The following is a 13,294-nucleotide window of genomic DNA, read 5'->3' on the forward strand; positions in this document are numbered from 1 at the left end:
ATGGATAACAAAACAGGCCCTGCATGGGCCTGTTTTTTTAGCTGCAATCGAACCGGGTACTCAGCTCCCCTGCCGGGAGATGGCGCCCGAGCCAGCGATCTCGCTCTCCAGTCGGGGATCGCCCCAATAATTGACCGAGCCGGAGCCGGCGATGCCGACCTTCAGCAACTCGCTGGCATTCACCTCCACATCGCCGCTGCCCGCGATATTGACCTCGACCTTCTCTCCCTTGAACTCAGCGCCCGACACGCCGCCGGCGCCGGCGATATTCAGCTCGACCTCCCTGGCCGAACCGCTCCCCAGATCCAGGCTGCCCGCACCGGCGATGTTGCCCTCCAGTCGATCCAGCGCCAGCTGGCTGGCGACTATGTCTCCCAAGCCTGCCACCGACAGCACCAGTTCATCCCCCGAAAAACCGCTCAGATCGCCACGGGCCAGGCCCGCCAGCGCCAGCTCTTCCACCTTGGGCAGGGTGATGGTGATGTCGATGGGTTCGGGAGACTCAAGCCGGTAGCCATCCTTGACCTCCAGCTCCAGCTTGTTGCCTCGCTCGGTCAGCACCAGATAGGGCAGCAGTTTCTCCTGCCCACGGATCAAGATGCCCCTCTCCTCCCCGACCACCAGATGGATATTGGCGGGCACCCCGGCCAGCACCCGGGTCACCTGCTGACCCAGGGGATGGCGCTGCTCGATGACGGCGCCATCACCGCTCACCTGGATGTAATCCAGCTTGTTGCAGCCACCGAGCCCCAGGGCCAACATCACTCCCAGCATCCACTTCATTTCTCTCTCCTTGTTGATGGCCCTGTCCGGCCTGTTTGTACTCATCCGGGAATCAAGATGGCAATCCTCGTGCCATAAGCTCAATCACATGATTTTTATGGGTTTTACTCTTTTTATTGCCTGTGTCATCAGGCTGTAAGGCGCCATTCTGACTATATAGTGGTAAAACTGACCATACCCGAATGGGGATGGCCCTGCCGGGCGAGCAGCCGCCATGACGATAGGCCCCGACAGTTTTTTGTTGTCGCGCCGGTCTGTTGAGCCAATAGTGATACTTTGTGCATCCGCGCACCCAGTCCGTCTTCACTGCCCAAAAGGAGTCAGAGCGTGACCCAAGCCAGCCACCCCCTTGCCGCCATCGACGGCCTGCCAGCGCCTACCCGCACCCCGCTGCTGACCGGTGAGGATCCCGAGCAGAAGCGGCGCGAGCTGCTCGCCTACTTCAGCCAGACCTTCGCGCTCTATGACTCCCTGTTCGATTGCCTGGCCGATGAGCGCGCCTGGTTCAGCAAGGCCATCTCCCTGCGCCACCCGCTCATCTTCTACTACGGCCACACCGCCGCCTTCTTCATCAACAAGCTGCTGGCGGCCCGCCTCATCGAGGCTCGCCTCGATCCGCGCATCGAGGCCATGGTGGCCATCGGGGTGGACGAGATGAGCTGGGACGATCTGGACGACACCCATTACGACTGGCCCAGCGTCGCCGAACTGCGCAGCTATCGAACCAGGGTGTGTGCCCTGGTGACTGACTTTATCGAGCGCATGCCCCTGACCCTGCCCATCCAGTGGCAGAGCCCGGCCTGGGTCATCCTGATGGGCATAGAGCACGAGCGCATTCACCTCGAGACCTCCAGCGTGCTGATCCGCCAGCTGCCGCTGGCCTGGGTGCGACCCCAAGCTCACTGGCCGGTCTGCGAAGAGCGCAGCCACCAGCCCGGCGAGGTGCCCGCCAACGCCCTGCTGCCGGTGGCGGGAGGACGGGTGCGCCTCGGCAAGCAAGACGCCACCTATGGCTGGGACAACGAATACGGCGAGCGCCACATCGAGCTGGCCCCCTTCCAGGCGAGCCGCATGCTGGTGAGCAATGCCGAATACCTCGCGTTCGTGCAGGCGGGAGGCTATCGGCAACAGGCCTGGTGGGACGATGAAGGCTGGGGCTGGCGCCAGTTCGCCGGGGCGCGGATGCCGAGCTTCTGGGTGGGCGATCCCAGCGAACCCGAACAGTTGCAACTGAGGTTGATGACGGAGCAGATCCCCATGCCCTGGGACTGGCCCGCCGAGGTGAATCAGCTGGAAGCCGCCGCCTTCTGCCGCTGGAAATCGGCCCAGACAGGGCTGTCCGTCCAGCTGCCGAGCGAGGCCGAATGGCAGCTGCTGCGCGAACAACTGGCGGGGGATCAGCCGGACTGGCTGGAGGCCCCAGGAAATATCAACCTGGCCCGCTTCGCCTCCCCCTGCCCGGTCAACGCCTGCCCCCAGGCCGACTTCTTCGATCTGGTGGGCAACGTCTGGCAGTGGACCAGCACCGCCATCGACGGCTTCGAGGGTTTCAAGGTGCATCCCCTCTACGACGACTTCTCCACCCCCACCTTCGATGGCAAGCACAGCCTGATCAAGGGGGGCAGCTGGATAAGCACCGGCAACGAGGCGCTCAAATCGTCCCGTTACGCCTTTCGCCGCCACTTCTTCCAGCACGCGGGCTTCCGCTACCTGGTCTCCCGCTATCAGGAACCCATCATTGTGAATCCTTACGAAACCGACACGCTCGTCGCCCAATACCTCGACTTCCAATACGGCCCGACCCACTTCGGGGTGGCGAACTACGCCAAGACCCTGGCTGACCTTGCCGGCGAACTGTGCGGCAACCACCAGCGGGCGCTGGACATCGGCTGCGCCACCGGCCGCGCCAGTTTCGAGCTGGCCCGCCACTTCCAGCACGTTGACGGAGTCGACTACTCGGCCCGCTTCATCGACGTGGCGCTGGCGCTGGCCAAACAGGACAGCTTCCGCTACGCCATGCCGGTTGAGGGGGGGCTGGTGGAGTATTGCGAGGCCCGGCTCTCCGCCCAGGATCTCGGCAGTGCACAGGCCGATCGCATCCACTTCAGCCAAGGGGATGCCTGCAACCTCAAGCCCAAGTACGACCACTACGATCTGGTGCTCGCCTCCAACCTCATCGACCGGTTGCGCGAACCCGCCCGCTTCCTGCGCGACATTGCCCCGCGCCTGCGCAGTGGCGGCCTCTTGATGCTCACCAGCCCCTACACCTGGCTGACCGACTACACCCCCAAGGCGAACTGGCTCGGCGGCATCCGCGAGAACGGCGAGGCGCTCAGCACCCATCAGGCGCTGCAGCGCTTGCTGGCGGCGGAGTTCGAGGAGCTGTGCCCACCAAGGGACGTCCCCTTCGTCATCCGCGAGACCGCCCGCAAGTATCAGCACACCCTGGCCCAGCTCACCGTCTGGCGTAAACGCTGAAGCTGATGCAACAAAAAAGAGAGGGAGGCACTGGCCTCCCTCTCTTTTATCCGCGTTTATCTCTTGTCCACGCAGCGCTCTTGTCACCTAGCGGGTGCCTCATCCCTCCTGAGTGGAGGCCTGAGTTGTCCCCTCGTGATAGCGGCGCGCCAGCACGGCGCACACCATCAGCTGGATCTGATGGAAGATCATCAGCGGCAACACCATGACCCCAACGCTGGCGGCCGGGAACATGACGTTCGCCATGGGCACCCCGTTGGCCAGACTCTTCTTGGAGCCGCAGAAGACGATGGTGATCTCGTCCGCCCGGTTGAACCCGAGCCGACGGCTGATCCAGACGTTCCAGCCCAGTACCAGCGCCAGCAGTACGCAGCTCAGCAGCACGATACTGGCCAAGTCATACCAACCCACTTGGTGCCAGATCCCCTGCACCACGGCCTCGCTGAAGGCCACATAGACCACCAGCAGGATGGAGCTCTGATCCAGCTTGCCGATGAGCGGCCTGTGGGCATCGACCCAGCGGCCGATGAGCGGCCGGGACAGGTGCCCCACCACGAACGGCAGCATCAGCTGCACCATGATGGACTGGATGGAGTGCCAGGTGTCGATGCCCTCCCCCTGCACGTTGATCATCAGTCCCACCAGCACCGGGGAGAGGAAGATGCCGAGGATGCTGGAGGCCGAGGCGCTGCACACCGCCGCCGACACATTGCCACCGGCCAGGGAGGTGAAGGCGATGGCCGACTGCACGGTGGCGGGCAGGGCGCACAGATACAGGAAGCCGAGGTAGATGGCTGGGCTCAGCCAGTGGGGCACGAAGGGGGTGAGCAACAGCCCCAGCAGCGGGAACAGCACGAAGGTGCTGAGCATCACCACCAGGTGCAGCCGCCAGTGGCCGAGCCCCGCCAGCAGGTTCTGGCGCGACAGCTTGGCGCCGTGCATGAAGAACAACAGCGCCACCGCCAGCTTGGTCAACAGCGCGAACCAGACGGCGACCTGCCCCTCGCAGGGGAACAGGGAGGCCAGGGTGACCACCAGGATCAGCACACAGGTAAAGGGATCTAGACGCACGACGAGTCTCCAGGAAAGCGCGTCCCGCGTCGCCGAGGCGTTCGGGAGGGGACGACAGGAAAGACAACAGGAGCTGTTTGAGAGCTCCCGTTGCAACGAATCCCCAGCTTACCCCGAGAAATCGGTGCTGCAAAGTTGAGCGATGGTTTCAGGCGTTTAAGAAAATTAAACGTCTTTGAACCATGTTGGTGTGAAAGTGAACAATCCACAGTGCTCCAGGGGCGAGAAAGCATAAAAAACGGGTGGCCTGGGCCACCCATTGCATCAGGAGGTCTGATGTCGTCAGCTCTGCTTGACCAGCTTGCTCCCCTTGCCTGGCAGCTTGCCGCCACCGGCCAGTTTGCGGGCCTGACGCTTCTCGAAGCGGGAGATCCACCAGTAGGCGATGGCCGAGAACACCGCCGTCATGAAGACGTTGATGAAGAAGGCGCGCACCAGATCCACCCCGCTCGGGAAGGCGGAGGCGCTCATGCTCACCACGAAGATGAGGATCAGCACCGACACCACGGCCATGCCGAAGCGGCGGGATCCCATGCGGAACTCGCGGGGGGTATCGTCGTGTTTCCAGCGGAACACGAAGTAGGCCACCATGATGAAGATCGGCGGCAACATGGCGGTGCCGGCGGTGAGGTTGATGGCGGTGTTCATCATCTGCTGCACCGACTCGGAGCCAAAACCGTTTACCACCAGCATCACGAACACGAACACAAACTGCCACCAGGCAGCGCGCACCGGCACCCCGTGCTCGTTGAGCTGGGTGGTCTTCTCGCCGTAGACGCCCTGGGGGATCTCGGAGAAGTGGATCTTCACCGGCGCCGAGGTCCACATCATCATGGAGCCGAACATGGCGATGAACAGCACCACCCCGACCGCCCGCCCGACCAGCGCCTCGGAGACATGGAAGTACTGCGCCATGCCGGTGAAGATCTCCACCATGCCGCCGGCGTAGGTGAGGCTCTCCCGCGGCACGAACACGTTCACCAGCAAGGAGCCCAGCGCATACATGGCGCCGATGATGATGCCGGCGGTGATGATCACCCTGATGAAGGACTTCTGCCCACCCTTGACGTCATTGAGGTAGGCAGCCGCCGTCTCGGCGCCACCCGCCGCCTGGAAGATCCAGCACATGATGCCGAGCGTCGCCCAGTTGACGGTCGGGGTCATGGCCTCGAGGGTGATGGGCTGGGCCGGCACATGATCGCCACCGAGGGCCATCAGGGCCCCCAGCACATAGATGGCGAACAGGGCGAACACCCCGTAGGCCACCAGTTCGGCAATCTTGCCGAGCCAGCTGGCGCCCTTGGTGGAGATGTGGGTCGCCGCCGCGAACAGCGCGATGGAGATGACCGAGGTCACCATGGGGGAGAAGCTGTATTCATAGCCCAGCATGGCGTAGGAGGCGTAGGCGATGACGTTCGGCAGCAGGGAGACGAACCAGAACAGGTTCACGAACCAGTAGAGGAAGGAGCCGAGATAGGCCATACGGGTGCCGAGTGGCTTCTTAAGCCAGTCATACATACCCGATTCCGAGTGCTTGTTGGCCGAGACGAACTCGGAAATGATAAACACGAAGGGGATGAAGTAAACCAGGGTGGCCAACAGGAAGATGGGCGCCGAACTCAGCCCCAGCTCGATGTTGTTGTTGACGATGTTGCGCACGTTGAACACGGCGGCAAAGGTCATCGACAACAGGGCAAACTTGCCAATGGTGCCGCGTACTGAATCTGACATGATGTTCTCCCATGGGGCGCACCGTGACGGCGCTTTGACTCTGACTGTGTGCTGTCCTGGCCTGATGGCCGGACTCTTTTATTTCTTGTTATGGCCAGGCGGGCCGTCCTGGCAGATATACGGACTATCAACCATCAGACGATGGGGGTGCCCGGCGCCATGGGCACGCGAGGCTGCAGCAGCACGCTCTGGCTCTCGTCCGGCGTCTCGGCGCACAGCAACATGCACTCGGATCGCTCACCGCGCATCTTGGTGGGCTTCAGATTTGTCAGCACCACCACCTGGCTGCCCAGCAGTTCCGCTTCGCTGTAATGGGGCACCAGGCTGGTGACCGTCTGCAGTGGCCGCTCGCCCCCCACGTCTATCTGAACGATATAGAGCTTGTCGGCGCCCGGGTGGCGCACCACCTCCAGCACCTTGCCCACCTTCATCTCGACCCGCTTGAATTCGGCAAACTCGATCAACTCGCTCATTCCATTCTCCTTGTTCTCTGTTGTGCAACCGGTCACGGGTGGCCGCAGCCACCCGGTTTAACGTGCTTGGCCACTTGGGCCCTGATCAGGGTGCTAATACCACCGGGACGGCAACCTGGGCGGTCGGCTGGGCTTCTATCCGCCGCGCCTCAGCGCTCAGGGAGGCCTCGTATCTGTTGTATTTCCACCAGGCGAAGCCGAGGAAAATCACAATCCCGCCCACGTTGTAGAAGACGATGGTCATGATGTCGGCGCCGGTCGGGAAGGTGGAGGCCAAGAAGCCCACCGAGAAGATGGCGATCAGCACCGAGACCACGGCGATGCCGGTGGTGCGTGAGCCCATCTTGAAATCCCGTGGCAGGTGATCCATCTTCAGGCGCAGGTTCAGATAGGCCAGCATGATGAACAGCGGTGGCAGCATGGAGGCGGCAGCCGTCATGTTGATCACTGTATTCATCAGGTCTTGGGCGGTGTTGGAGCCGAGCGTCGGGATCAGCATCAGCGGCAGCACGATCAGGTACTGTATCCAGGCCGCACGGGCGGGCACACCGTTCTCGTTCAGCTCGACCGTCTTCTTGCCGAAGATGCCGGCCGGGATCTCGGAGAAGAAGATCTTCACCGGGGTGGCCGTCCACATCAGCAGGGAGCCGAACATGGCGGTGAAGGAGACCAGACCCACGAAGCGGTTCACCAGCAGGATTGGCAGGCCAAAGTAGGAGGCCAGCCCTTCGAACACCTGCACCGAGCCGCCGGTGAATTTCAGGGTGTCGCTGGGGGCAAACACGTTGATCAACAGTGAGGCGACTGAGTAGAGCACGCCGATGAAGATGCCGGCGATGATGATCACCTTCACGAACGACTTGGAGCCGCCCTTGACGTCATTCACGTACACGGCGACGGATTCCGCGCCGCCGGCCGCCATAAAGATCCAGGTGGTGATCCCCAGGAAGGCCCAGCTGAAGTCCGGGATCATCGCCTCTACCGTGATGGGGTCCGCCGGTTGCACGCCGCCGATCAGGGCTGCGCCCGCCAGCAAAATGTAGGAGAGGGTCAGCAGCAGCATCAGGGACGAGGTCACCGAGGTGATGGGACCGAGCATCTTGGCGCCGTTGGTGGAGACATAGGTGGCGAAGGCGAACAGGATCATGCTCAGGCCAGTGGTCGCCAGCGGCGTGAGTATGTATTCGTAGCCCAGGAAGGCATAAGAGGCATAGGCAATCACCCGTGGCAACAGCGAGGTGAAGAAGAACAGGTTCACGAACCAGTAGGTGTAGGCGGAGATAAAGGCCCAGCGTCCACCGAGGGAGCTTTTGACCCAGGCATAGACACCGGCTTCGGAGTTCTTATTCAGTGACACGAACTCCGCGATGATCAGACAAAACGGAATGAAGTAAAAAATCGTGGCCAGAAAGAACATCGGGGCCGAGGCCAGGCCGATCTCGATGTTGTTGTTGATGACGTTGTTGAAGCTGAATACGGCCGCAAAGGTGAGCGACAGCAAGCCGAACTTGCCTATCGTATTGCGCTTGGAATCTGACATTTTCCATCTCCAGACCTGTAGTTATCTCTGCGAAAGGGCGGGGCATTGGCTGTAGGGTGAGCCCCGCCCCTTCCGGCTTTTATCAGTACAAAAGCGGCGGATTATTTGTTTTTGAAGTAGCCGCCTTCCACCGTGACCTTGATGATCAGCTTGCGAACCTCGCCATCCCCGACGAAGCGGTAGGCCTCGTGGTTCTCGAAGATCACCAGCTGACCGTTGCCGACCTTCTGGCGCTCGCGCACCTCACCGGCCAGCCACTCACGGTCTGTGGTGTCGTCATAGGCTTGCTCGGTCTGCAACTCGCTTTTTCCAGCCCACTCCACCGTCTCTTGCCCTTCCAGGTAGTAGTGGATATCGAAGTAGCGGCGCTGCCCTTCGAACAGGGAGGTGGCCGGGCTGGCCCCCTCCTGCAAGCGGTAGGTGAGGGAGTCACCGATGGAGTGGCAGATGCCGGGCTTGAGGTTAGGCAGGTTGTCGATGGCCTCCACGCAGCGGCCCCACTTCTTGCCCTCCCGGTAGATGTTCTTGAACAGGGTCAGGTTATCCAGGGTGATCATGCGAGGTTCCTCCCGCCGTTGATGCTGAGATCGAGCCCGGCCAGGGCGGCCGGATTGAGGTTGCCGCGGGCGATGGGCAGCAGGGTCAGGCCGAAGCAGAACGGTTCGAAACGCACCCGCCAGGAATCCAGCACCTCGGATCCCCAGGAGTTGGAGCCGAGCCCCAGCACCTTGTGATCCAGATTCAGGGTGAGATAACCGCTGGGCTCCAGCTCGTTGATGTGCTGGGCGGCGTGGATATGTTCCCAGCTGTAGGGCCAGACGCTCAGGTTGATGGGGGCATCGGGCCGCACATAGAGGCCATCACCGTGGCGGTTGGTCAGGGTCACCCAGCGCACCTGCTGGCGGTTGCCGTTGTCCTGCGGGAAGGGGTAGTGCTCCCACATCTCGGCGACCGTGCTCTGGAAGCAGTCGATCCAGTTGCTCTGGCGGCTGTCCTGGTAGTTTTCACCCGGCCCCATGCCGAAATAGTGCACCCGATCGAGGTCCTGACGGATACCCAGCTCGAAGCCTACCTTGGGGATGATGTCGTCATAGCCGCCGTAGGGCTGGCCGCACAGATCCACGTGCAGCTGGCCATTCGGGCTCAGGGTGTAGACGTAGCAGCAGCGCATGCCGAAATCGAACACCGGGGGCGCTATCAGACTCTCCACCGTCACCTCGACCGCCTCACCCAGCTGACGCCAGCTCAGGCTGCGGAAGTGCTCCTGCATGATCTGCAGGTGGTTCGGGTGCCACAGGCTCTCGTACTCCTGCTTGTGGTTGTCGATCATCGGCTTGAAGAAGGTGAGGCGCGGCGAGCGTTCGATCAGCTCATTGCCATCCTGTTGCCAGCTCACCAACTTGCCGTCGAGACGGGAGAAGCGCAGGGCGAAACCGTTGCCGGTCAGGGTCAGCGCGAGCCGTTCATCGGTGGTCTGCAGCGCCGTGGCGTTGGGGTTACGCAGCGGTTGCAGCTGGCGGGTCGATGCCTTGAGCTGGAACTGATACTGACCGAGCTCGTGATCCGCCGGGCTGTAGCGGGTGGCGCTGGCCTTGATGACCCGGATCTGGAGGAAGGTTTCCCGCTCATCCAGGCTCGGCAGCGCCAGCTGCAGCGGTACAGTGGCGCCGGGGGCAACCCCGTCCAGCCGGATCTGCTGGCTGGCCAGCAATTCGCCTTCCGCCTTCACCTCGACCAGTAGGCGAATGTCATCCAGGTTCGAGAACCAATAGCGGTTCTCCACTTCCAGCTTGCCGTTCGCTCCGTCGAGGGCGCGGATCTTGACCGGGCAGATCACCTGCTTGTATTCGCGAAGGCCGGGCCCCGGGGTCTGATCCGGGTAGATGAGCCCATCCATGCAGAAGTTGTAGTTATTGGGGTAGTCACCGTAGTCGCCACCGTACTTGTAGACCGGGCGGCCCTGCTCGTCCTCATCCAGGATGCCGTGATCGCACCACTCCCAGATGTAGTGACCCTGAATGTGGGGATGGCGATCGAACACCTGCTGATATTCGTGCAGGCCACCGGGGCCGTTACCCATGGCGTGGGCGTATTCGCAGAGGATGCGTGGCTTGTCCATGGGGAACTCGCCGAAGCAGTTCATCTGGGAGACGCGGGAATACATGGTGCTGGCCACATCCACCACCTCGGCGTCGCGGTCTTCCTCGTAGTGCACCAGCCGGGTCGGATCGAGCGCCTTGCAGCGGTGGTACATGGCCCTGATGTTGCAGCCGTAGCCGGACTCGTTACCGAGGGACCAGATGATGATGGAGGGGTGGTTCTTCTGGGCGTGGACGTGGCGCTCGATCCTGTCTACAAACACCGGTTCCCAGAAGGGATCGTCGGTGATGCGGCTGAGATCGCCGACGTTGGCAAAACCGTGGGTCTCCACGTCGGTCTCCGCCATCACGAACAGACCGTACTGGTCGCACAGCTCGTAGAAGCGCGGATCGTTCGGGTAGTGAGCGGTGCGCACCGAGTTGAGGTTGTGCTGCTTCATCAGCACGATATCCCGCTCCACCCGATCCATGCCGACGGCGCGGCCCTTCAGGTGGTCGTTGTCGTGGCGGTTCACCCCGTGCAGCTTGAGGTACTGGCCGTTGACATAAAACAGCCCGCCTTTAACGCGGATCTCGCGCACCCCGACTCGCTGCGGGATCACTTCCAGCAACTCGCCACTGTCGTCATAGAGGGAGAGTTGCAGCTGATAAAGATACGGGTCTTCGGCGCTCCACAGCCGGGGGCTCGACAGATCCAGGCTGAAGCCGCAGCTCAGCTCGCCATCGATGACAAGGCTGTCGAGAGAGCCGCCGGCTATCTCGCTGCCCTGATCCAGTAGGGACCAGACCAGGCGATGGTCACGGGCCTGGGCCCCCAGGTTCTCCAGCCGAATGTCGCAGCTCAGAGTGGCGCTCCGATTGTCGTCGGCCAGGGCGGTCTGGATGAAGAAGTCCTGCACATGGACGGGGGTCTTGCCCACCAGGTAGACGTCGCGGAAGATCCCCGCCATCCACCACATGTCCTGATCTTCGATGTAGGTGGAATCCGCCCACTGCATCACCCGCACCGACAGCAGGTTCTCGCCGGTGTGGGCGTAGGCGCTGATGTCGAACTCGGCGGTGAGACGGCTGCCCTTGCTGAAACCCGCATAGTGGCCGTTCACATAAACTTCGAAGTAGGTCTCTACCCCGTCGAACTTGATGATCACCTGTTCACCCGCCCAGGCTGGGCTCAAGGTGAAACTGCGCTGATAGGCACCGGTCGGGTTGTTGCTTGGCACGAAAGGCACATCGATGGGGAAGGGAAAACCTTCGTCGGTGTACTGCAGGTTGCCGTGGCCTTCCATCTGCCACATGTTGGGCACGGCTATCTGGCCCCACTCCGTCATGGGACTGTGATAGAAGGCCTCCGGCACCTGCAGCGGGTGTTCGAAATAGTGGAATTGCCACTGACCGCTGAGGCTTTGGAAGCGGCGGCTCAGCTCACGCTGCAGGGTAGCGGCACTGGTGCTGTCGGCATAAGAGAAGAAGTAGGCACGGGGTGCCAGTCGGTGTTCACCAACGAGTTGAACGTTTTCCCAGTTATTCACATGTCCTCCCGGAACAAGGCAAGGTAACTGGGTAAACTCTAGATAAACATTTACTAAATATCAGTTAATGATCGGTAATCTTTTAACCTGATCACATATCATAGCCCGATTTGTGAGCGGGATCGGAAGCCTAACATAAAGGGGGAATGGATCTGCCTGAATGGCATAGATATTGGCATCATTATATAAACCACATAAAGTTGTTAATAAACAATCTATTGAATGTGAGTTATAACAAGGGTGTCAATTGATGAGGGAGGAACGGCTTGCCCCATAGCATATGAAGCAAGCCAAAAAGAAAATATTTTACTAAAATTATCGTGTGGTACCACGCAGGGTTAACTTGCTGGGCACCAGCACCCGCAGCGGTACTTCTCGCTCGTCCCGCAGCCGTTCAACCAGCAGATTGACCCCCTGGGAACCCATCAACTCGGAGTGGATCCGCACCGTGGAGAGCGGCGGGAAGGTGAACTTGGCGGTCGGGATGTCGTTCACGCTGATCAGCTCGATCTGCTGGGGAATGACCAATCCCTTCTCGTGGATGGCCCGCAGCACACCGATGGCGATGGAATCCGAGGCCACAAATAACGCCTTTGGCCAGTCGCCGGCCAGCATCTCCTTCGCCAGCCGGTAACCGGAAGCGCTGGAGAAATCGCCCCGATAGAGGTCACTCTCCTGCACCACCCCTAGCCGCTGACCATAGTCGACGAAAGCGAGTTCACGCAGATCCGGTGCCTCATCCTGACCACCGATATAACCGATGCGGCCATGCCCCTGGGCGATGAAGAAGTCCACCACCTGCTGGCTGATCAGCGCCAGATCCACGTCCACCGAATCGAATTCCCCCTCGGAGCGGCAGTCGATAAACACCAGCTGGGCAGAGAGAGAATAGAGGGCGGCCAGACGCTCCGCAGGCAAATGGCCGATCACCAGGATGCCGTCGACGGCGGAGAGATCCCGCCCTTCGGCGCCGTTGTAGAAGTGGGTCAGTTCGATATTGAGGCGGGCACACTGAGTCTCGATACCGTAGCGAATGGCGAGATAATAGGGGTCATTGACCTCGGTGCTCTGCTGGTAGGCATAGACCGCCAGGAAGTGCAGCTTGCTCTTGTGCACACCTTTGCGAGCGCTGCTGGTCTTGTACTCCAACCGCTCGGCGATCTCGAAGATCTTGTGCCTTGTCTCTTCCTTGACGCTCAGTGTCGGATCCTCATTGAGCACCCGTGACACCGTAGCCTGGGATACCCCGGCCTCCAGCGCAATTTCCTTCAACGTGGCCATGCATACTCCTCTGGCGATAACCCCCGGCCCATGCCTCAGAGTAACGGGCAAGTCACTGACAGCCCAGCATTTTTACTAAAAGAAACCGTGATAAGTGGCAAAAATTCCAAAGCAAAAAGGCCTCCCGCATGGGAGGCCTCTTCTAAATAGGTGCCTGACAGTGTCCTACTCTCGCATGGCGAATGCCACACTACCATCGGCGCTACCGCGTTTCACTTCTGAGTTCGGCATGGGATCAGGTGGTTCCACGGCGCTATTGCCGTCAGGCAAAAGCTGTTTTACTTAAAACTGGTGCTGATACCCAGAGTC

General features: G+C 61.0%; 9 protein-coding genes and 1 rRNA gene. 1 reads left to right on the plus strand and 9 read right to left on the minus strand.

What is annotated here, in order from left to right; genetic code table 11:
* Window positions 1–60: 60 nt before the first annotated feature.
* On the minus strand, window positions 61–783 hold the full coding sequence (locus BN1137_RS19170; protein WP_050720126.1) for a head GIN domain-containing protein: 723 nt from the start codon (window positions 781–783) through the stop codon (window positions 61–63).
* Window positions 784–1,110: 327 nt separating this feature from the next.
* Between BN1137_RS19170 and ovoA the strand changes: the two genes are divergently transcribed.
* A complete protein-coding gene (ovoA, locus tag BN1137_RS19175; protein ID WP_050720127.1) occupies window positions 1,111–3,261 on the plus strand; it encodes a 5-histidylcysteine sulfoxide synthase in 2,151 nt (716 codons plus the stop codon).
* A 99-nt stretch (window positions 3,262–3,360) separates the two neighbouring features.
* Here ovoA and BN1137_RS19180 read toward each other — a convergent pair whose 3' ends face one another.
* From BN1137_RS19180 to rrf, 8 genes are all read right to left on the minus strand, one after another.
* Window positions 3,361–4,332 carry a bile acid:sodium symporter family protein gene (locus tag BN1137_RS19180; protein WP_050720128.1) on the minus strand — a complete coding sequence of 324 codons (972 nt, stop codon included), beginning with the start codon at window positions 4,330–4,332 and terminating at the stop codon, window positions 3,361–3,363.
* 282 nt (window positions 4,333–4,614) lie between these two features.
* Window positions 4,615–6,063 carry an amino acid permease gene (locus BN1137_RS19185; RefSeq protein WP_050720129.1) on the minus strand — a complete coding sequence of 483 codons (1,449 nt, stop codon included), beginning with the start codon at window positions 6,061–6,063 and terminating at the stop codon, window positions 4,615–4,617.
* A 134-nt stretch (window positions 6,064–6,197) separates the two neighbouring features.
* Entirely contained in the window at window positions 6,198–6,536 is a 339-nt protein-coding gene (locus BN1137_RS19190) for a tRNA-binding protein (protein ID WP_050720130.1), read from the minus strand.
* Between the two features lie 85 nt (window positions 6,537–6,621).
* A complete protein-coding gene (locus tag BN1137_RS19195; protein ID WP_050720131.1) occupies window positions 6,622–8,076 on the minus strand; it encodes an amino acid permease in 1,455 nt (484 codons plus the stop codon).
* Between the two features lie 101 nt (window positions 8,077–8,177).
* The gene (locus BN1137_RS19200) at window positions 8,178–8,633 is read right to left on the minus strand and encodes a beta-galactosidase subunit beta (RefSeq protein ID WP_050720132.1); all 456 of its coding nucleotides are present in this window, start codon (window positions 8,631–8,633) and stop codon (window positions 8,178–8,180) included.
* The gene (ebgA, locus tag BN1137_RS19205) at window positions 8,630–11,704 is read right to left on the minus strand and encodes a beta-galactosidase subunit alpha (protein ID WP_050720133.1); all 3,075 of its coding nucleotides are present in this window, start codon (window positions 11,702–11,704) and stop codon (window positions 8,630–8,632) included. The genes BN1137_RS19200 and ebgA overlap by 4 nt, the downstream gene beginning before the upstream one ends.
* Window positions 11,705–12,019: 315 nt before the next feature.
* Window positions 12,020–12,985 carry a transcriptional regulator EbgR gene (gene ebgR, locus BN1137_RS19210; RefSeq protein WP_050720134.1) on the minus strand — a complete coding sequence of 322 codons (966 nt, stop codon included), beginning with the start codon at window positions 12,983–12,985 and terminating at the stop codon, window positions 12,020–12,022.
* Between the two features lie 152 nt (window positions 12,986–13,137).
* Window positions 13,138–13,252, minus strand: a 5S ribosomal RNA gene (gene rrf / locus BN1137_RS19215).
* Window positions 13,253–13,294: the final 42 nt, after the last annotated feature.

This window comes from Aeromonas tecta (genome assembly GCF_000820185.1).
Classification (GTDB): domain Bacteria; phylum Pseudomonadota; class Gammaproteobacteria; order Enterobacterales; family Aeromonadaceae; genus Aeromonas; species Aeromonas tecta.

What these genes read in the sequence shown, in the direction of transcription:
- BN1137_RS19190 (WP_050720130.1), bottom strand. Translation starts at nt 6,536, where the DNA reads ATGAGCGAGTTGATCGAGTTTGCCGAATTCAAGCGGGTCGAGATGAAG.
- BN1137_RS19195 (WP_050720131.1), bottom strand. Translation starts at nt 8,076, where the DNA reads ATGTCAGATTCCAAGCGCAATACGATAGGCAAGTTCGGCTTGCTGTCG.
- BN1137_RS19200 (WP_050720132.1), bottom strand. Translation starts at nt 8,633, where the DNA reads ATGATCACCCTGGATAACCTGACCCTGTTCAAGAACATCTACCGGGAG.
- BN1137_RS19170 (WP_050720126.1), bottom strand. Translation starts at nt 783, where the DNA reads ATGAAGTGGATGCTGGGAGTGATGTTGGCCCTGGGGCTCGGTGGCTGC.
- BN1137_RS19185 (WP_050720129.1), bottom strand. Translation starts at nt 6,063, where the DNA reads ATGTCAGATTCAGTACGCGGCACCATTGGCAAGTTTGCCCTGTTGTCG.
- ebgR (WP_050720134.1), bottom strand. Translation starts at nt 12,985, where the DNA reads ATGGCCACGTTGAAGGAAATTGCGCTGGAGGCCGGGGTATCCCAGGCT.